Raw genomic sequence first — 19,949 nt, 5'->3', positions numbered from 1 at the left:
GCGGCATGTGCCGGGCCGCGACCGCATGCGCGCCGAAAGAGGGGACGGGGCGGAGCAGGGGGCGGGTGGGGGCCTCTGGGGTTCCGGTTTGGGGGGCTCGCACCTATTGCGGGGTGGCGTTACAGAACCGTTACCGCTCCGCATCTTGCCGGACACTCACATATTCGCCCTAATTTGTTTATTGGTTCGACAGAATACTGCCGGGGGATCGGCGTCTCCTGGTCAGTGTGTGTCCGAGTCGATATCGGGGCGGTCTTCGGCGAGCCGCCCCTGTACGCCGTCGTCCAGTACGGACAGAGGAGACCTCGTGTCCCTATCCCGCCGCATCAGACCGCCGCGCGGCGCCCTTCCCGCGGCCCTGATCACCCTCACCCTCACCACCACCATGATCGGCGCGCCCGCCCAGGCCGCCCCCACCACCGCACCCACGGCCGCGCTCGCCCAGGCGGCCCCGGCCGCGCTGGCCCAGCCGGCACCGAAGCCCGCACCGGCGCCGGCCGCGCGGACCGCCGCCGCCGAGCCGTACTCGATCCTGGTCTTCTCGAAGACCGCCGGGTTCCGGCACGGCTCCATCCCGGCCGGTATCACGGCCATCCAGCAACTCGGTGCGGCGAACGGGTTCACCGTCGACACCACCGAGGACGGCGCCGCGTTCACCGACGCGAACCTGGCGAAGTACAAGGCCGTCGTCTGGCTCTCCACCACCGGGGACGTCCTCGACGCCGGGCAGCAGGCCGCGTTCGAGCGCTACATCCAGGGCGGTGGCGGGTACGCCGGCGTGCACGCCGCCTCCGACACCGAGTACAGCTGGGAGTGGTACGGCAAGCTGGTCGGCGCCTACTTCGCCAACCACCCGGCCAACCAGACGGCCACCGTCAAGGTCGAGGACCACGCGCACGACTCCACCGAGCACCTGCCGGAGCGCTGGGAGCGCTACGACGAGTGGTACAACTTCCGCTCGAACCCGCGCTCGCAGGTGCACGTCCTGGCCAGCCTGGACGAGACGAGCTACAACCCGGGCGCCGGGGCGATGGGCCACGACCACCCGATCGCCTGGTGCCAGGAGTACGACGGCGGCCGGGCCTGGTACACCGGTGGCGGCCACACCAACGAGTCGTTCGCCGAGCCGGAGTTCCTGGAGCACCTGCTCGGGGGCATCCAGACCGCCGCCGGGGTGGTCGACTCCGACTGCGCCGCCTCCCAGACGTCGAGCTTCGAGAAGGTCACGCTGGACAGCAACACCAGCAACCCGATGGAGCTGGACGTCGCCCCCGACGGGCGGGTCTTCTACATCGAGCGGGACGGCCGGGTGCAGATCGTCAAGCCCGACACCGGCAACACCGTCACCGCGATCGACCTGGACGTCTTCACCGGCAACGAGGACGGCCTGATCGGCATCCGGCTGGACCCGGACTTCGCCACCAACAACTGGGTGTACCTCTACTACGCGCCCAACGGCGGCGGCCCCCGCAACTACCTGTCGCGGTTCACGGTCAGCGGGGACAGCATCGACCTGGCCAGCGAGAAGGTCGTGCTGGAGGTCACCACCCAGCGCAACACCTGCTGCCACGCGGGCGGCACGATGGCGTTCGACTCGGCCGGCAACCTGTACCTGGCCACCGGGGACAACACCAACCCCTTCGAGTCCAGCGCCTTCACCCCGATCGACGAGCGGCCGGGACGCCAGGACTACGACGCCCAGCGGACCTCCGGCAACACCAACGACCTGCGCGGCAAGGTGCTCCGGATCCACCCGGAGGACGACGGGACGTACACCATTCCGGAGGGGAACCTCTTCCCGCCGGGCACCGAGAAGACCCGCCCCGAGATCTACGGGATGGGCTTCCGTAACCCGTTCCGGATGGGCATCGACCCGGCCACGGACACGCTCTACGTGGCCGACTACGGGCCGGACGCCGGCTCGGCCAACCCGAACCGGGGCCCCGAGGGCCTGGTGGAGTGGAACATCGTCGACCGGCCCGGCAACTACGGCTGGCCGTACTGCACCGGCACCAACCAGGCGTACAACGACTACCAGTTCCCGTCCGGGCCGAGCGGGGCGAAGTTCGACTGCGCCGCCCCGATCAACAACTCGCCCAACAACACCGGCCTGACCACCCTGCCGCCGGCCATCCCGGCCACCGTCGACTACGGCTACGGCGGCAACCCCCGCTTCCCCGAGATCGGCGGCGGCGGCGCGCCCATGGGCGGCCCGGTCTACCGGTACGACGCCGACAGCACCTCGGACCGCAAGTGGCCGAAGTACTACGACGGCAAGGCCATCTTCGGCGAGTGGAACCAGTCGAAGATGTACACCATGCAGGTCACCAAGGACGGCAAGTCCCTGGTCGACATCAACCAGATGCTCACCGGGATGTCCTTCATCCGGCCGATGGACTTCGAGTTCGGCCCGGACGGTGCGCTGTACCTGATCGAGTGGGGCAGCGGCTTCGGCGGCAACAACGACAACTCCGGGGTCTACCGGATCGACTACGTCGCCGGTGACCGGGCCCCGATCGCCCAGGCCAGCGCCGACCCGACCTCCGGCGCGGCGCCGCTGACGGTCACCTTCTCCAGCGAGGGCTCCCGGGACCCCGACGGCGGCGCGCTGACCTACGCCTGGACCTTCGGCGACGGGAACTCCTCCACCGAGGCCAACCCCACCCACACGTACGCCGAGGCGGGCAACTACAACGCCCAGCTCACCGTGACCAACGTCAAGGGCCGTACCGCCGTGGCGAACGTCCCGGTCACCGTCGGCAACACCGCGCCGACCGTCACCATCGAGTTCCCGCCGGACGGCGGCTTCTTCACCTGGGGTGACCAGGTCAAGTACACCATCAAGGTGACTGACCCGGAGGACGGCGAGATCGACTGCACCAAGGTCAACCTCCAGGTCCTGCTCGGCCACGACGAGCACGCCCACCCGCTGGACCAGCTCACCGGCTGCACCGGCACGGTGCAGACCCAGCTCGCCGCCGGCCACGGTGAGGAGGCGAACGTCTTCACCGTGCTGGAGGCGACCTACACCGACAAGGGCGGCGTCGGCGGGGCCGAGCCGCTCACCGGCCGGGCGCTGGAGATCCTCCAGCCCAAGCGCAAGCAGGCCGAGTACTACACGGCCACCGGTCGGGTCGCCGGCAGCGTCGGCGGCGGCGACCCCGGTGTGGGCAAGGAGACCACCGGGGACACCGCCGGTGGCGGCCAGAACATCGGCTGGATCGAGGACGGCGACTGGTGGTCGGTCCAGCCGGCCAGCCTGACCGGGATCGACGCGATCCGGTTCCGGGTCGCCGCGCAGGGCTCCGGCGGCCGGCTGGAGGTCCGCGCCGGTGCCGCCGACGGGGCGCTGATCACCTCCGTCGACGTGCCCGGCACCGGCGGGTGGCAGACGTACACCGACGTCACCGCGCAGGTACCGGCGGACGCCGACGCGGGCGGCACGCTGTACTTCGTGGCCCGGTCCCCGGCCGGGGCCACGAGCAGCCTGTTCAACGTCAACTGGATGGACTTCCTCGGCAAGGGCGTCACCGACAACACGCCGCCGACGGTGACCGCCACGGCCACCCCGACCAGCGGCACCGCGCCGCTGACCGTGGCCTTCGCCGGCACCGCCACCGACCCCGAGGACGACACCCCGTTCACGTACGCCTGGGACTTCGGTGACGGCGGCACGGCGGACACCCTGAACGCCGAGCACACGTACACCGCCCCGGGCACCTTCACCGCCACCCTGACGGTGACCGACAAGCGCGGGGCCAAGGGGTACGCCACCGTCCAGGTGAAGGTGGACGCGCCGACGACCTCCTGCTTCGGGGTCCGCTCGGACGACTTCAGCGGTACCGAGCTGGACCGCCAGCGGTGGCAGACCGTGGTCCGGGAGAACCAGTCGTACGCGGTCGCCGGGGGTGTCCTGCGCCTGCCCACCGGCGTGGGTGACCTGTACGGCAACCGCAACGACGCGACCAACCTGGTCCTCCAGCCGGTGCCCGCCGGGGCCTGGCAGGCCACCACCAAGGTCACCGTGCCGGTCACCGCCGACTACCAGCAGGCGGGCCTGATCCTGTACGGCGACGACGACAACTACGCCAAGGTGGACCTGCTCTTCGGCGGCAACAAGAAGGTCGAGTTCATCCGGGAGACCGCCGGGTCCCCCCGCAACGAGGGAGCCGACGCCACCGCCGCCCCCGCCGGTGACACCATCCACCTGCGGCTGACCAGCGACGGCACGAACCTGACCGCGGCCTTCTCGGCCGACGGGCAGACCTTCACCCCGGTCGGCCGCTCGGCCGCTTTGGCCGGGATCACCAACCCGCAGATCGGCCTCTTCGCCCTCAACGGGGGCACCACCGCGCCGGTGGTGAACGCCGAGTTCGACTGGTTCCAGTTCACGCCGGACACCCCGGCCGAGCCGGTGGCCCCGTCGGACGAGTTCACCGGGAACGCGCTGGACAAGTGCCGGTGGAACGCGATCGTCCGGGAGGACGCGACCGCGTACCGGGTGACCGACGGCGCGCTGCGCATCGACGTGCCGAACGGTGACATCTACGGGACCGACAACACCGGGCCGACGAACTTCGTCCTGCAGAACGCGCCCTCGGGCGACTGGACCGTGGAGACGAAGGTCGACGGCAGCCTGCTGAACGAGCAGTACCAGCAGGCGGGTCTGCTGGTGTACGCGGACGACGACAACTACCTCAAGTTCGACTACATCGTGGACAACTCGCCCGGCCAGCCGGTCACCCGGCGGCTCGAGTTCCGCAGTGAGGTCGGCGGGGCGGTGCAGAACCCGCAGCCGAACGTCGAGAACCTGACCGGTTCGGTGTGGCACCTGCGGCTGGCCCGCACCGGTGACACGTACACCGCGTCGTACTCGGCCGACGGGGAGGACTGGACGTCCCTGGGCGAGCTGACCAGCACCGCCGTGGGGGCCACCCCGAAGGTGGGTCTGTTCACCCTCGGGGCCAACCAGACCGCCCGCAAGACGGCGTCGTTCGACTACTTCCGGCTCACCACCGGGCAGGTCGACGGCACCGCCCCGGTGACCACGGCGGAGGTCGCCGGCACCCCGGTCGACGGCTGGCACACCGCGGCGACCACGGTCACCCTGACCGCGACCGACGAGGCCGGTGGCAGCGGGGTGGCCCGCACCGAGTACCAGCTCGGCGGGGCCACCGCGTGGACCGCGTACACCGCCCCGGTGGAGATCACCGGTGACGGGGAGCACGAGCTGCGGTTCCGCTCCACGGACGAGGCCGGCAACGTCGAGGAGACGAAGTCGGTCACCGTCCGGATCGACACCACCGCGCCGGTCAGCACGGCGGCGTTCGCTCCGGCGAACGACGAGGGCTGGCACGACGGTACGGTCCCGGTGGTGCTCACCTCGACCGACGCCGGTTCCGGGGTGAAGCTGCTGGAGTGGTCGCTGGGCGGCGGCGACTGGACGCCGTACACCGGCCCGATCGAGATCAGCGGTGACGGGCAGCACGAGCTGCTCTACCGGGCCACCGACAGCGCCGGCAACGTCGAGACGCTGAAGTCGGCGGTGGTCCGCATCGACGGCACCAAGCCGACGCTGCTGGTGTCCGGGATCGCCGACGGCCAGCTCTACGGCGACAGCCAGGACGTGCGGATCACCTGGCAGGCGGTCGACCCGACCTCCGGCATCCAGTCAGTGGTGGGCACGCTCAACGGCCAGCCGTACGCCAGCGGCACCCTGCAGGCCATGTACGAGCTGCCGCTCGGCCTGCACGAGCTGACCGTGACCGCGACCGACAAGGCGGGCAACAAGACCACCTCGACGGTCCGGTTCTTCGTCACCACCTCGTTCCGGGACATGCAGAACCTGATCGACCGGTTCACGTCGACCGGGCGGCTCTCCAACGTGGCCCACCGGAAGCTGACCAACAAGCTGACGGCGGTCCGGACCTCGGAGGCGGCCGGCAACGACAAGCGGGCGGTGCAGCAGCTCACCGCGTTCCGGGCGCTCGCGGCCGACGCCGAGTTGGTCACCGAGACCGAGATCCGGGAGGTCCTGGTCCGGGACGCCGACGCCATGATCGTCCGGCTCGGCGGCGAGGCCAGCAAGGCCGGCGTGAAGGCGAACGACGGCAAGAAGGTCGACGGCACCGGCCGGCTCGACGACGATCCGACCCGGATCGCCCCGAGCGGCCAGCTCTGACCGAACCGGGTGCCCGTCCGTCGCCGTTCCTGGCGGCGGGCGGGCACCCGCTCTTTCCCCCGCAGCCGTCCCGCGCGTACCTCGGGACACGCCCCCGGCCCGTCGGCCGGTGGTCTCGGCCGAGGCCGGGCGGGGGCGGTCAGAGGACGGCGCGCAGGGCGGTGAGGTCGTCGGCGGTGGGCTGCCAGGTGCCGGCCGCCGCGTTGGCGCGGACCTGCTCGGGGGTGGTCGCGCCGGCGATCACCGAGGTGACCGCCGGTTGGGCGGCCAGCCCGCCGATGGCCACCTGGAGCAGGGAGAGGTCCCGCTCGGCGGCGAACGCCTCGATCGCCTCGATGGTGTCCCAGTCGGCGCCGGCCAGGCGCTGCGCGTACCGGCCGCTGCCGGCGAGGCGGCTGCCGGCCGGGGGCGTCCCGCCCCGGCGGTACTTGCCGGTGAGCAGCCCGTCGGCGAGCGGGAAGAACGGCAGCAGGCCGAGCCCGAACCGCTCGCAGGCCGGCACCACCTCCGCCTCGACGTCCCGTTCCAGCAGGCTGTACTGGTTCTGCGCGCTGACGAACCGGCTCGTGCCGCCGGTCCGGGCGGTCCAGTCGGCGTCGGCGATCTGCCAGCCGGTGAAGTTCGAGTTCCCCAGGTACCGCACCTTGCCGGCGCGGACCAGGTCGTCCAGCGCCGCCAGGGTCTCCTCGATCGGGGTGCCCGGGTCCGGCTCGTGCATCTGGTACAGGTCGATGTGGTCGGTGCCGAGCCGGCGCAGCGACGCCTCCACCGCCCGCGCGACGTACCGCCGGGCGCCCCGGGCGCCGAAGTCCGGGCCGTTCGCCCCGCGCATGTCCATGCCGAACTTGGTCGCCAGCACCACGTCGTCGCGGCGTCCCTTGAGCACCTGCCCGAGCAGCTCCTCGGAGCTGCCCTGCGGCTCGCCGTAGATGTCGGCGGTGTCGAAGAGAGTGATCCCGGCGTCGAGCGCGGCGTCGACCACCGTGCGGGTACCGTCCAGGTCGAGCTTGCGGCCGAAGTTGTTGCAGCCGACGCCGACCGTGGAGACCACGAGCCCGGAGTCGCCCAGCCGGCGGTAGGTCATCTCAGTCACCGCCCCAGCCTAGGCGAGCGGTGAGGAAGGGGCCCCTCTCCACCGTTACGCGTTGAGAAGGGGCCCTTCCTTACACCCCCCAGACCGGCTCGGGGGTCTCCACCACCTCGCCGTCGCCGCGGAACAGCACGAAGCGGTCGAAGGAGCGGGTGAACCAGCGGTCGTGGGTCACCGCGACGACGGTGCCGGCGAAGGCCGCCAGTCCCGCCTCCAGCGCCTCGGCGCTGGCCAGGTCGAGGTTGTCGGTCGGCTCGTCGAGCAGCAGCAGGGTCGCCCCGGACAGCTCCAGCAGCAGCACCAGGAAGCGCGCCTGCTGCCCGCCGGAGAGGGTGCCGAACCGCTGGTCGCCCTGGCCGGCCAGCTCGTACCGGCTCAGCGCGCCCATCGCGGCGTGCCGGTCCATCCCGGCCCGGTGCTCGTCGCCCCGCCAGAGGATCTCGACCAGCGTCCGGTCCGTCAGCTCGGGCCGGTCGTGGGTCTGCGAGAAGTGCCCGGGGCGGACCCGCGCGCCGAGCCGGGCCACCCCGTCGTGGGCCACCGGGGCGAGCGCGGCGGCCCCGTCGACCGGGCCGGTGGCCGGGTCCGGGTCGCTGCCGCCCCGGGCCAGCAGCCGCAGGAAGTGCGACTTGCCGGTGCCGTTGGCGCCGAGCACCGCGACCCGGTCGCCGTACCAGAGTTCCAGGTCGAACGGGTAGGTCAGGCCGTCGAGTTCGAGCTGTTCGCAGATCACCGCGCGCTTGCCGGTCCGCCCGCCGGCCAGCCGCATCCGGATGTCCTGCTCCTTCGGGGGTACGGGCGGCGGCCCGGCCTCCTCGAACTTGCGCAGCCGGGTCTGCGCCGCCTGGTACCGGGACGCCAGCCCGTCGTTGTACGCGGCCTTCTGCTTGTACATCAGCATCAGCTCGCGCAGTTTCTGGTGCTCCTCGTCCCAGCGGCGGCGCTGCTCGTCGAGGCGGGCGTGCCGGGCCACCCGGGCCTCGTGCCAGCTCGTGAAGCCGCCCGGGTGCACCCAGGCGCTGCCGCCCTCCACGGTCACCACCCGGTCGGCGGTACGGGCCAGCAGTTCCCGGTCGTGCGAGACGTAGAGCACCGACTTGGCCGACTCCCGCAGCCGCCCCTCCAGCCAGCGCTTGCCGGGCACGTCGAGGAAGTTGTCCGGCTCGTCCAGCAGCAGCACCTCGTCGGTGCCGCGCAGCAGCAACTCCAGCGCGAAGCGTTTCTGCTGACCGCCGGAGAGGGTCCGCACCGGCCGGTCCCGTACCGCGTCCCACGGCTGGTCGAGCACCACCGTGGCGACGGTGTCGAAGAGTACCTCCGCGTCGTACCCGCCGATCTCGCCCCAGGCGGCGAGCGCGTTCGCGTACGCCAGTTGGGCCTTGCCGGCGGCGGTGCTGTCCGTGCCGCGCGCCTCGGCCGCGCGCATCGCCGCCTCGGTGTCGGCGAGCCGGCGGCCGGCCTCGCGCAGGGCGGGCGGGACGAGACCCAGGGCCAGGTCGGCGAGGGTCGACTCGTCGCCGATCATGCCGATGAACTGGCGCATGACGCCGAGCCCACCGGAGCGAGCCACGCTGCCGCTGCGCACCGGCAGGTCGCCGGCGACCATGCGCAGCAGCGTCGTCTTCCCCGCGCCATTCGGCCCGACCAGGGCGATCTTGGCACCCTCGCCCACCCGGAACGACACGTCGCGCAGCAACTCGCGGCCGTCGGGCAGGACGTGCCCGACCGCTGCCACGTCCACATATCCCACGCCGGCATCCTGCCCGAGAGCGCCCGCCCGGCGACAACCAATTACCGGGTGACCCGCAGCACCCGGTACCCCTTCTGGCTGGCGTGCCGCTCGACCCGCCAGCCCTGCTCGACCAGCCAGCGCTGGAGCGAGTCGCCGCCGAGGTGCCGGGCGACCACCAGCCAGCCGACCCCGTCCGGGGCGAGCCGGGGCAGCCAGCGCAGCAGCAGCGCGTGCAACTCGGCCTTGCCGATCCGGATCGGCGGGTTGGACCAGAGCTGGGCGAAGGTGACCTCCGGCGGCACGTCGTCCGGCGCGGCCACCCGGACCCGGTCGGCCACGCCGACCCGGGCCGCGTTCGCGGCGGTGAGGCCCCGGGCGCGCTCGTTGACGTCGACCGCCCAGACGGTGGCCGCCGGTGCCGAGGTGGCCAGCACGCAGGCGATCGGGCCGAAGCCGCAGCCCAGGTCGAGCAGCGCGCCGGTGGTGGCGGCGGTCGGCAGGTCGGCCTTGCGCAGCAGGACCGTCGTACCGGGGTCGAGCCGGTCGGCGGAGAAGACCCCGGCGGCCGAGGCGAGGGTCCAGTCCCGCCCGGCGACGGAGAACTCGACCTCCCGTGGCGCAGCGGCGGCCGTGGGCTCGGCGGTGAAGTAGTGGTCCCCGGTCACGTCCGGCATTCTCGCACCGGCCCGCAGCCCCGCCGCCGACGGCTCGGCAGCACCCGCGGGTCCGGCCCGGGCACCCCGGTCGGTCGCACCTCGCCGGCACCCGCGCATCCTGGCCCGGCGTCCGCCGGTTAGGCACGGTGTGACCGTGGGCCCTGGAGGGGGCTTCGCGTCCGGAACGGGCGGGGGCACCCGGAGCCGGAATTCGACCGCGTGGACGCTTGATTTTCCCAAATTATCCCCTAAAGGGACATTAGCTCCTAATCTAGGCACCATGGTCTATCGGTACGAGTCCGGTGAGGACAGCCAGCTCGAATCCCCGCGCCCCGGGACCGACCTGTCGGTGTTGTCCGACCGGCCGGCCCGCACCGGGCCGTCGCCGTCGCGGTTCCCCACCCCGTCGCTGCCCCAGCCGGTCCGGCCGGTGCGCTCCGCCAGCGCCCGGCCCGTCCCGGTCGAGGCGCGCGCCGTGGCGGAGCCGGCACCGCCCCGGGTCCAGCACGTCGCCGAGCCGGCGCCGGTGCGTACCCCCGAGCACGACGAGGGGTACCCGCCCGGCCGGGCCCTGGGCCCGGCCCACGGGTACCGGACCGCTGGCGGCCGCAACTGGCAGGTCCTGGTCGGCGGCGCGGCCGTGCTGGCGCTGTTCGCGCTGACCGGGCTGGCCGCCGCCGCCCTGTTCGTGGACCGGACCCCGCAGACCCCGGTCGCCCCGGCGGGCGCGCCGGTCACCTCCCCGCCGGTCGCCGTCGAGCGGCAGGACATCGACTCCCGCGACACCGACCAGGCGCCCCTGACCAGCCGGGAGGTCTTCCCGAAGAAGGAGCTGACCATCGGCCCCGCCCAGTCGACGTACCGGGTGCTGAAGACGCAGTCCAGCGGAAGCTGCGCGACCGCCGCCACCGGCGAGGTCGCGGATCTGCTGGCCCGGCTCGGGTGCAGCCAGGTCGTCCGGGCCACCCTGCGCTCCCCCGACGGGACGTACCTGGTCACCGCCGGCCTGCTCAACCTGCCCGACCTGACCAACGCCGAGCGGGCGCGCGACCGCATCCGGGACGTCCTCGACGACCGGCAGGGCCGGTTCCGGGGCCTGCCCGCCGGCGACGACACCGCCGCCCTGACCAGCGCCCCCGCCCGGGTCGGCTGGCAGGTACGCGGCCACTACCTGGCGTACAGCCTGGTGGTCCGCGCCGACGGGGCCCCCATCTCCGCCGACGACCAGGCCGTCCGCGACGTTCTCTTCGACCTCATCGAACTGCACCTCGACCAGGAGGTGCTGGAACGGCGCGCGAACGGCGGCACGGCCGGCCAGCCGACCTCGGGCGTCAACGGCGACCGGACGGGCGACGAGGCCGGCGACGTGGACCAGGCCGCCCCCGACGCCGGCCGGCGCGACGACGGCTCCCGGACCCGACAGGACGACTGAGCACACCCGCCACCCGGGGCGGTACCGCCCTACGCGGTGGGCACCCGCAGGCGGCGGGTGAGGTCGGCGCGGCGGGCGTACTCGGCCGGGTCGTCCGGATAGCCGACCGCGACCAGGGTCAGCCCGTGCGCCGGGGCCACGGTCACCTCACTGGCCCGCTCCCGCCGGGTGAGCAGGGTCCCCGGCCAGTCCACCGGGCGGCGCCCGTCCCCGGCGACCAGCATCGCGCCGACCAGGCTGCGGACCATCGCCTGGCAGAACGCGTCGGCCTGCACGGTGGCGACCAGGATGCCGTCCGGGTCACGCCGCCAGTCCAGCCGGGACACCTCCCGCAGCGTGGTCGCGTTCTCCTTGCGCCGGCAGTACGCCGCGAAGTCGTGCTCCCCCACCAGCCCCGCCGCCGCGGCGTTGAGCAGGTCCGGGTCGAGCGGCTTCGGCCAGGCCAGGATCTCGTGCCGGCGCAGCGGCTGCACCCCGTACACCGCGTCGGTGACCCGGTACTCGTACCGGCGGAAGGTGGCCGAGAAGCGGGCGTCGAAGTCCGCCGGCACCTCGGTCATCGCCCGTACCCGCACGTCGGTGGGGAGCAGCCGGGCCAGCCGGCGCAGCAGCCGCCCGTCGTGCTCCCGCCACACGTCGGTGGGCAGGTCGAGGTGGCAGACCTGGCCGGTGGCGTGCACCCCGGCGTCGGTCCGGCCGGCCACCGTCAGCCCGGTCGCGGTCCCCGCACCGAGGACCAGGTCCAGGGTGTCGGTGAGCACCCCGGCGACGGTGCGCCGGGTCGGCTGGGCGGCCCACCCGGAGAAGTCCGTGCCGTCGTACGAGACGTCCAGCCGCAGCCGGGTCCGCTCGTCCACTCGTACCTCCGCCTCACGGGTCGGGCCCGACACCCCCGAGAGGGTGCCGGGCCCGACGACGCTGCCTGGGTGTGCTCAGGCCTTGTTCTCGGTGGCCTCGTCGCTGTCCTCGCGGGCAGCGGCGGTGTCGCCGGAGGCCGAGACCGGAGCCTCGGCGTCCTGGTCGCCCGCGGCGGTGGCCGGGGTCTCCTCTGCCGGGGCCAGGGCCTCGACCTTGTCCTGCTGGGCGGCCTTGCGGGCGGCGGTCTTCTTGTTCGCCTTCGGCTCGGCGGCCTGCAGCTCCTCGACCAGCTCGATGACCGCCATGGGGGCGTTGTCGCCCTTGCGCGGCCCGGTCTTCACGATCCGGGTGTAGCCACCGTTGCGGTTGGCGTACCGGGGCGCGATCTGGTCGAACAGGGCGAAGACCACGTCCTTGTCCTTGACGACGCCCAGCACCCGACGCCGGGAGGCCAGGTCACCGCGCTTTGCCTTGGTGATCAGCCGCTCGGCGATCGGACGCAGGCGGCGGGCCTTCGTCTCGGTGGTCTTGATCTTGCCGTGCTGGAACAGCGCGGTGGCCAGGTTGGCCAGCATCAGCCGCTCGTGCGCGGGGCTGCCGCCGAGGCGGGGGCCCTTGGTGGGCGTGGGCATGCTTGGTGCTCCTCAGGTGTGGCGGCAGCCGGGACTAGAGCTGCTCGGTCTCGCGGTAGTCGTCGGTGTCGTAGTCGGCCTCACCGAAGGCGTCCACGACGTGCGCCGGGTCGAAGTTGGGCGCCGAGTCCTTCAGCCCCAGGCCCATCCCGGCCAGCTTCATCTTGACCTCGTCGATCGACTTCTGGCCGAAGTTGCGGATGTCGAGAAGGTCGGCCTCGGTGCGCCCGATCAGCTCACCGACACTGTTGATGCCCTCGCGCTTGAGGCAGTTGTAGGACCGGACGGTGAGGTCCAGCTCCTCGATCGGCAGAGCGAGGTCCGCCGCGAGCTGCGCGTCCTGCGGGGAGGGGCCGATGTCGATACCCTCGGCGGTCTCGTCCAGCTCCCGGGCCAGGCCGAAGAGCTCCACCAGCGTCGAACCGGCGGAGGCCAGCGCGGTACGCGGGCCCATCGACGGCTTGGTCTCGACGTCGATGATCAGCCGGTCGAAGTCGGTCCGCTGCTCGACCCGGGTCGCCTCGACGCGGTACGTCACCTTGAGCACCGGCGAGTAGATCGAGTCGACCGGGATCCGGCCGATCTCGGCACCCGCCTGCTTGTTCTGGGCCGCCGTGACGTAGCCGCGACCCCGCTCGACGGTCAGCTCCATGTCGAGCCGGCCCTTGCCGTTGAGGGTGGCGAGCTTGAGGTCCGGGTTGTGCACCGAGACGCCGGCCGGGGGCTGGATGTCCCCCGCGGTCACGTCGCCCGGGCCCTGCTTGCGCAGGTACATGCTGACCGGCTCGTCGTGCTCGGAGCTGACGCACAGCTCCTTGATGTTCATGACGAGCTCGACCACGTCCTCCTTGACCCCGGGGATCGTGGTGAACTCGTGCAGCACCCCGTCGATCTTGATCGAGGTCACCGCCGCGCCCGGGATGGACGACAGCAGCGTACGCCGCAGCGAGTTGCCGAGGGTGTAGCCGAAGCCCGGCTCCAGCGGCTCGATGGTGAACCGGGACCGGGTCTCGTTGATCGACTCCTCGGAGAGGGTCGGTCGCTGGCTGATGAGCATGCCTTCTCTTCTCTTCCGGGGCGCCCGCCATATGACGCCCACCTGAATGCCTCCGGTGGCCCGCCCGGGAAGGGCGGGCCACCGCAACGAGCTCGCGACTACTTGGAGTAGAGCTCGACGATCAGCTGCTCCTGGACCTGGGTGTCGATGACCTGCCGGGCCGGGAGCGAGTGCACGAGGATCTTCATGTTGCTCGGGATGACCTCCAGCCAGGCCGGAACGGTCCGCGAGCCGGCCTCGGCCTGCGCCACGATGAACGGGGTGAGCTCCTTGCTCTTGGCCCGCACCTCGATGATGTCGTGCTCCTTGACGCGGTACGACGGGATGTCGACCTTCTTGCCGTTCACCGTGAGGTGACCGTGCTTCACGAGCTGCCGGGCCATGTCCCGGGACTTGGCGAAGCCGGCCCGGTACACGACGTTGTCCAGCCGCGACTCGAGGATCTGGAGCAGCACCTCACCGGTCTTGGCCTGCTTGGCCACGGCCTCCACGTAGTAACCGTGGAACTGCTTCTCCAGCACGCCGTAGATCCGGCGGGCCTTCTGCTTCTCACGGAGCTGGAGCAGGTACTCCGTCTCCTTGGTGCGACCCCGCCCGTGCTGCCCGGGCGGGAACGGCCGGGACTCGAAGGGGCACTTCGGGCCATCGCACTTGCTGCCCTTGAGGAACAGCTTCATCTTCTCCCGCCGGCAACGGCGGCAGTCAGCACCGGTGTAACGAGCCATCTCTCTCTAACCTCTCAGACCCGGCGACGCTTCGGCGGACGGCACCCGTTGTGCGGCTGCGGGGTGACGTCGGAGATCTGCCCGACCTCCAGCCCGACGGCCTGCAGCGAACGGATCGCGGTCTCCCGGCCGGAGCCGGGGCCCTTGACGAACACGTCGACCTTGCGCATGCCGTGCTCCATCGCCCGGCGCGCGGCGGCCTCGGCGGCCAGCTGCGCGGCGAACGGGGTCGACTTGCGCGAACCCTTGAAGCCGACCTGGCCCGCGGAGGCCCAGGAGATGACGGCACCGGTCGGGTCCGTGATGGAGACGATGGTGTTGTTGAAGGTGCTCTTGATGTGCGCCTGCCCGTGGGCGACGTTCTTGCGTTCCTTGCGCCGGACCTTCTTGACTGCGGCTCCGGCACGAGCCTTCGGTGGCATAAGTCTGTGCGCTCCTAATTACTTCTTGCCGGGCTTCTTCTTGCCGGCGACGGTCCGCTTCGGGCCCTTGCGGGTACGCGCGTTGGTCCGCGTCCGCTGGCCACGCACGGGCAGACCCCGGCGGTGCCGGATACCGGCGTAGCAGCCGATCTCGACCTTGCGGCGGATGTCGGCGGCGACCTCGCGGCGCAGGTCGCCTTCAACCTTGTAGTTGGCCTCGATGTGGTCGCGGAGCTGGACCAGCTCCTCGTCCGTGAGGTCCCGGGCGCGCTTGTCCGGCGAGATGCCGGTGGCGGCGAGCGTCTCCAGGGCGCGGGTCCGACCCACGCCGAAGATGTAGGTGAGCGCGATCTCCATCCGCTTCTCGCGGGGGAGGTCGACGCCGACTAGACGTGCCATGTGCGGGCGTGCTCCTCGTGGTGTTCTGGCGGAGGTGTGGACCCGTCCCATCCCGCTACCGGCCGTCCCGTCCTTCCGACGCAGGTGCGCCGGCGACCGGGGTCGGCCGCTGCCCGAGCGGGCCCCGGCCTCCGACCGGGGGTCAACCACGAGAAGGTACGCCGTGCGTACCGCTCGGGGCTGGGGCGAGCTGGTGAGGTGTTGGCTGGATCTGCGGCCCGGACGACAACTCGACCGGCCGGGTCACCGACCGGTCGGGCTGATCAGCCCTGGCGCTGCTTGTGGCGCGGGTCGCTGCAGATGACCATGACCCGGCCGTGCCGGCGGATCACCCGGCACTTGTTGCAGATCCTCTTGACGCTCGGCTTGACCTTCACGGTTGCCTTACTTCCCATCTGGCCCGGAAGCCGCGTTCACACGCGATCCGGACGTCGAAGACGGACACGGGACGTCCCCGGCCCGCCGTCAGGTTCGGTTACTTGTAGCGGTAGACGATGCGCCCGCGGGTCAGGTCGTACGGCGACAGTTCGACGACGACCCTGTCCTCCGGCAGGATACGGATGTAGTGCTGCCGCATCTTGCCGCTGATGTGAGCCAACACCTTGTGGCCGTTCGCGAGCTCCACCCGGAACATGGCGTTCGGCAGGGGCTCGATGACCCGACCCTCGATCTCGATGGCTCCGTCTTTTTTCGGCATGTCCTCCGCTGTCCTGACGTCGGTTGCTCCGGACGGCCCACAACGCCTTACCCGGACCCCGGACCACGACCCTACGAAGGATCATGATCACCTGGCCCGGACCAGCCGCGGCTCCGGCCCCACCGAAGCGCAGGGTGGGCATGCCGGAGTGGACGCTGTGCGCCGATCAGAAAGTGTACGCCCGCCCACCGGCGGTCGCCAAACCGGCCACCCCGCTCGTCACCGGATCGGAGGAAGCGGCGGTGCCCAGGCGGCGCTCAGGCGCGGAAACCGCCGTCCGCCGCCCGCCGTCCCCGCGCGTCCGCCCGGTCGTCCCGCAGCTCCGGTAGCTCGTCCCGAACCTCCGACGCGGTCGGCCCGGCGGTGAGCTCCGGCGCCCCTGCGTCGGGTGTGCGCCCCGACGTCCCCGATGCGGCGTCACCGCCCGGGACGACCGGTTCGGTGCCGATGGTCGGGGCCGGTCCGGCGGCGAGATCGCGGTCCTTGCGGGCCGCCTTCACCTCGCGCTTGCGCTCCCGCTTCTCAAGCTTGCGCAGCCGCTTGCGCTCCTGCTCGGCCGCCCAGCGCGCCGGCTCCCCGGTGGCCAGCCCGACCACCGTGTGCACCAGCAGCACGGCGCCCCACGGCCCGGCCACCCAGCCCGGCCAGAAGTAGTGCCAGCCGGCGCCCAACACGGCGATCACGCCCCAGATCGCCACCACGATGCCGACCGTCGTGAGGTACGGCTCCCAGTTCTCCGCCAGCCACCGGGCGGTCGGCGACCGGGTCGCCACAGCCGTACCGGGAACCGCCGGTTGCGCCGGCGGGGGCACGGCCACCCCGGTGCCGCCCGTCGCCGGGGCGGGCAGGTCGGCCACCACGGCGTCCAGGTCGCCGTACGTCTTCGCGGTGTACGCCCGCTGGAGGCGCTCGTCGTACTCGTGCAGGTCCAGTCGTCCCTCGTCGAGCGCCACCCGCAGCCGGCCGGCCACCACCTCACGGTCCGCGTCCGCAGCCCGCATCCCGTCGCGTCCGTCCATGGCGACAAGCATGCCATCCCCCTGCCAGGCACCACCCCCGGCGGACCAGCCGGTACGGGCCCCGGAGCCGGCCCGGATCAGGTGGCGGGGGTGTCCACGGGCTGCCGGGCGGTCACCAGGTCGCCGAGCCGGGCCCGGCCACCGTCGACGGCGGTCAGCACCCACACCCCGTCCGGCAACAGCGCCATCGAGTGCTCGACGTGGGCCGCCACCGACCCGTCCCGGGTCACCACCGTCCAGCCGTCGGCCAGTTCCTCCGTCCGGGGCGAGCCCATGGTGATCATCGGCTCGATGGCCAGCGCCATCCCGGCCACCAGTCGGGGGCCCTTGCCCGGCCGGCCGTGGTTGAGCACGTGCGGGTCCTGGTGCATCTCGGTGCCGATGCCGTGGCCGCCGTACCCGTCGACGATGCCGTACCGGCCGCCCTTGCGGACCGCGGTCTCCACCGCGTACGAGATGTCGGTGAGCCGGCCCCGACCGCTGGCCGCGCCCCGGGCCGCCGCGGCGATTCCGGCCCACATCGCGTCCTCGGCGACCGAGGCCATCCGCAGCAGCGCCGGGTCGACCTCGCCGACCCCGACCGTGATCGCCGCGTCCCCGTGCCACCCGTCCAGCACCGCGCCGCAGTCGATTGAGATCAGGTCCCCCTCCCGGAGCACCTGGTCGGGGGCGGGGATGGCGTGCACGATCTGCTCGTTGACCGAGGAGCAGATCGAGGCCGGGAAGCCGTGGTACCCCTTGAACGACGGGGTCGCCCCGGCCTCGCGGATCGTCGACTCGGCGATCGCGTCCAGGTCGGCGGTGCTCACGCCGGGGGCCACCGCCTCCCGCATCCGGCGCAGGGCCTCGGCGACCACCAGCCCGGCGGCCCGCATCTTCTCGACCTGCTCGGGGGTCTTCAGCTGGATGTCCAGCTGGTGACGGCGCATGGCGGGGTTCTACCTTTCGTTACCGAGACAGCGGCGTACGTCGCCCGTACCCGCATCTCGCACTCTAGAGCCGTGCGGGGACAGGCGGGCGCTCAGCCGCCGTACGAGCGCAGCGCGTCGATCGCCCGGACGGTGACGTCCTCGACCGGCCCGGTGGCGTCGATGCCGACCAGCTTGCTCTGCGCGCCGTAGTAGTCCACCAGCGGGGCGGTCTTCTCGGCGTACTCCCGCAGCCGGGCCCCGATGGTCTCCGGCTTGTCGTCGTCACGCTGGAACAGCTCGGCGCCGCACCGGTCGCAGACGCCCTCGCGCAGGGTCGCGTCGAACTCGACGTGCCAGATCTTCCCGCAGCCCCGGCAGGTGCGCCGGCCGGAGAGCCGCCGGATCACCTCGTCGTCGTCGACCACCAACTCCAGCACCAGGTCCAGCGCGGTGCCCAGGTCGGCGAGGAGTTTGTCCAGCGCGGCGGCCTGCGGCGTGGTCCGGGGGAACCCGTCGAGCAGGAACCCCTCGGCGGCGTCCGGCTCGGCGAGCCGGTCCCGGACCATGTTGATGGTCACCTCGTCCGGAACCAGCTTGCCGGCGTCCATGTACCGCTTGGCCTCCACGCCCAGGGGGGTGCCCTGGGAGACGTTGGCCCGGAAGATGTCCCCCGTCGAGATCTTCGGCACGGAGAGGTGCGCGGCGATGAACTCCGCCTGTGTGCCCTTGCCCGCCCCCGGCGGGCCAACCAGAACGAGTCGCATCTACCGCAGGAACCCTTCGTAGTTCCGCTGCATCAGTTGGCTCTCGATCTGCTTCACCGTCTCCAGACCGACACCGACCATGATCAGCACAGCGGTACCGCCGAACGGGAAGTTGACGTACTGCTCGCTGTCCAGCCAGATGAAGAAGAAGTTCGGCAGGATCGAGATGATCGCCAGGTAGAGCGCGCCAGGCAGGGTGATCCGGCTGAGGATGAAGTCCAGGTAGTCGGCGGTCGGCTTACCGGGGCGGATGCCCGGCACGAAGCCGCCGTACTTCTTCATGTTGTCCGCGACCTCGGTCGGGTTGAACGTGATCGAGACGTAGAAGTACGTGAAGAAGATGATCAGCAGGAAGTAGACCGAGATGTAGATCGGGCTGGTCGGGTCGACCAGGTTGTTCTGGATCCACGCCTGGGTCTGGCCCGGGTTGGTCTGGTCGAAGAACTGGAGCGCCAGCTGCGGCAGGTAGAGCAGCGAGGAGCCGAAGATGACCGGGATGACACCCGCCTGGTTGACCTTCAGCGGGATGTAGGTGGAGGTGCCGCCGTACATCCGCCGGCCGATCATCCGCTTGGCGTACTGGACCGGGATCCGGCGCTGCGCCTGCTCGATGAAGGTGACCGCGGTGATGACCACCAGGACCAGGGCGATGACCAGGAAGAATTTGCCCCAACCCTGGGTCTGCTTGATCTGCCAGCCCTCGCTGGGGAGGCGGGCGGCGATCGAGGTGAAGATCAGGACGGACATGCCGTTGCCGACGCCGCGGTCGGTGATCAGCTCACCCAGCCACATGACCACGCCGGTGCCGGCGGTCATCGTCATGACCAGGACGGTCAGGGTCAGCCAGTCCGGGATGCCGAGGCCTTCGGGAATGACCGGCCACTGGTCGCACTGGTTGTTGAAGAGCTGCCCGGAGCGGGCCAGCGCCACGAACGCCGACGCCTGGAGCACACCGAGGCCCAGGGTCAGGTAGCGGGTGTACTGGGTGATCTTCGCCTGGCCGGCCTGGCCCTCCTTGCGGAGCTGCTCCAGCCGGGGGATCACCACGGTCAGCAGTTGCAGGATGATCGACGCGGTGATGTAGGGCATGATGCCCAGCGCGAAGACCGAGAGCTGCAGCAGCGCGCCACCGGAGAAGAGGTTGATCAGGTTCAGGACACCTGTCGAACCACCCTCCATGGCGTCGAGGCAGCGCTGGACGTTGCCGTACGAGACACCTGGGCTGGGCAGCGTGGCGCCGAGCCGGTAGATCGCGATGATGCCGACTGTGAACAGCAGCTTCTTGCGCAGGTCAGGCGTACGGAACGCACTGAGAAAGGCGGACAGCAACTTCTTCCTCCTGCGCGAGGCGGGCCGCCGGTGAACCCTGGCGGG

Annotated in this window: 16 protein-coding genes and 1 pseudogene; 2 read left to right on the top strand and 15 right to left on the bottom strand. The window is 71.6% G+C overall.

The window, feature by feature from the left end:
* Positions 1-307 precede the first annotated feature (307 nt).
* Entirely contained in the window at positions 308-6,181 is a 5,874-nt protein-coding gene (locus AWW66_RS02425; protein WP_067359637.1) for a ThuA domain-containing protein, read from the top strand.
* A gap of 139 nt (positions 6,182-6,320) precedes the next feature.
* On the opposite strand, the gene AWW66_RS02420 is transcribed toward AWW66_RS02425, so the two are convergent.
* From AWW66_RS02420 to AWW66_RS02410, 3 genes are all read right to left on the bottom strand, one after another.
* Positions 6,321-7,265: an aldo/keto reductase gene (locus tag AWW66_RS02420; RefSeq protein ID WP_067359636.1), complete on the bottom strand. Its 945-nt coding sequence runs from the start codon at positions 7,263-7,265 to the stop codon at positions 6,321-6,323.
* A 79-nt stretch (positions 7,266-7,344) separates the two neighbouring features.
* A complete protein-coding gene (locus AWW66_RS02415) occupies positions 7,345-9,021 on the bottom strand; it encodes an ATP-binding cassette domain-containing protein (RefSeq protein WP_067359635.1) in 1,677 nt (558 codons plus the stop codon).
* A gap of 41 nt (positions 9,022-9,062) precedes the next feature.
* A complete protein-coding gene (locus tag AWW66_RS02410; protein WP_067359664.1) occupies positions 9,063-9,668 on the bottom strand; it encodes a class I SAM-dependent methyltransferase in 606 nt (201 codons plus the stop codon).
* Positions 9,669-9,939: 271 nt separating this feature from the next.
* Between AWW66_RS02410 and AWW66_RS02405 the strand changes: the two genes are divergently transcribed.
* Positions 9,940-11,091: a hypothetical protein gene (locus AWW66_RS02405; protein WP_067359634.1), complete on the top strand. Its 1,152-nt coding sequence runs from the start codon at positions 9,940-9,942 to the stop codon at positions 11,089-11,091.
* Between the two features lie 29 nt (positions 11,092-11,120).
* Here AWW66_RS02405 and truA read toward each other — a convergent pair whose 3' ends face one another.
* From truA to secY, 12 genes and pseudogenes are all read right to left on the bottom strand, one after another.
* Positions 11,121-11,948 (bottom strand): tRNA pseudouridine(38-40) synthase TruA, encoded by an 828-nt coding sequence (gene truA / locus AWW66_RS02400; RefSeq protein WP_067359633.1) that lies wholly within the window; start codon positions 11,946-11,948, stop codon positions 11,121-11,123.
* A 75-nt stretch (positions 11,949-12,023) separates the two neighbouring features.
* Positions 12,024-12,581 carry a 50S ribosomal protein L17 gene (gene rplQ / locus AWW66_RS02395; RefSeq protein ID WP_067359632.1) on the bottom strand — a complete coding sequence of 186 codons (558 nt, stop codon included), beginning with the start codon at positions 12,579-12,581 and terminating at the stop codon, positions 12,024-12,026.
* A gap of 34 nt (positions 12,582-12,615) precedes the next feature.
* Positions 12,616-13,638: a DNA-directed RNA polymerase subunit alpha gene (locus AWW66_RS02390; RefSeq protein WP_013735931.1), complete on the bottom strand. Its 1,023-nt coding sequence runs from the start codon at positions 13,636-13,638 to the stop codon at positions 12,616-12,618.
* A gap of 98 nt (positions 13,639-13,736) precedes the next feature.
* Positions 13,737-14,363, bottom strand: a complete 627-nt coding sequence (gene rpsD, locus AWW66_RS02385) for a 30S ribosomal protein S4 (protein WP_067359631.1) — start codon at positions 14,361-14,363, stop codon at positions 13,737-13,739.
* A 14-nt stretch (positions 14,364-14,377) separates the two neighbouring features.
* Positions 14,378-14,785 (bottom strand): 30S ribosomal protein S11, encoded by a 408-nt coding sequence (rpsK, locus tag AWW66_RS02380; RefSeq protein ID WP_007073011.1) that lies wholly within the window; start codon positions 14,783-14,785, stop codon positions 14,378-14,380.
* An 18-nt stretch (positions 14,786-14,803) separates the two neighbouring features.
* Positions 14,804-15,184 carry a 30S ribosomal protein S13 gene (rpsM, locus tag AWW66_RS02375; protein ID WP_007073012.1) on the bottom strand — a complete coding sequence of 127 codons (381 nt, stop codon included), beginning with the start codon at positions 15,182-15,184 and terminating at the stop codon, positions 14,804-14,806.
* A 263-nt stretch (positions 15,185-15,447) separates the two neighbouring features.
* Positions 15,448-15,561, bottom strand: a complete 114-nt coding sequence (rpmJ, locus tag AWW66_RS02370) for a 50S ribosomal protein L36 (protein ID WP_043965539.1) — start codon at positions 15,559-15,561, stop codon at positions 15,448-15,450.
* 98 nt (positions 15,562-15,659) lie between these two features.
* Positions 15,660-15,881: a translation initiation factor IF-1 gene (gene infA, locus AWW66_RS02365; RefSeq protein WP_007073013.1), complete on the bottom strand. Its 222-nt coding sequence runs from the start codon at positions 15,879-15,881 to the stop codon at positions 15,660-15,662.
* Positions 15,882-16,339: 458 nt separating this feature from the next.
* Positions 16,340-16,900 (bottom strand): annotated as a pseudogene (locus AWW66_RS02360) (DUF1707 SHOCT-like domain-containing protein); the annotation flags it as partial.
* Between the two features lie 77 nt (positions 16,901-16,977).
* A complete protein-coding gene (map, locus tag AWW66_RS02355) occupies positions 16,978-17,829 on the bottom strand; it encodes a type I methionyl aminopeptidase (RefSeq protein ID WP_067359629.1) in 852 nt (283 codons plus the stop codon).
* A gap of 92 nt (positions 17,830-17,921) precedes the next feature.
* The gene (locus tag AWW66_RS02350) at positions 17,922-18,575 is read right to left on the bottom strand and encodes an adenylate kinase (RefSeq protein ID WP_067359628.1); all 654 of its coding nucleotides are present in this window, start codon (positions 18,573-18,575) and stop codon (positions 17,922-17,924) included.
* Positions 18,576-19,904 carry a preprotein translocase subunit SecY gene (gene secY / locus AWW66_RS02345; protein WP_067359627.1) on the bottom strand — a complete coding sequence of 443 codons (1,329 nt, stop codon included), beginning with the start codon at positions 19,902-19,904 and terminating at the stop codon, positions 18,576-18,578. It abuts the gene before it with no gap.
* Positions 19,905-19,949 lie beyond the last annotated feature (45 nt).

Origin of the sequence: Micromonospora rosaria (assembly GCF_001567585.1) — a bacterium.
Taxonomy (GTDB): Bacteria; Actinomycetota; Actinomycetes; order Mycobacteriales; family Micromonosporaceae; genus Micromonospora; species Micromonospora rosaria.
Note: the sequence above shows the minus strand (reverse complement) of the source record. Positions and strands in the feature narration are given on the sequence as shown.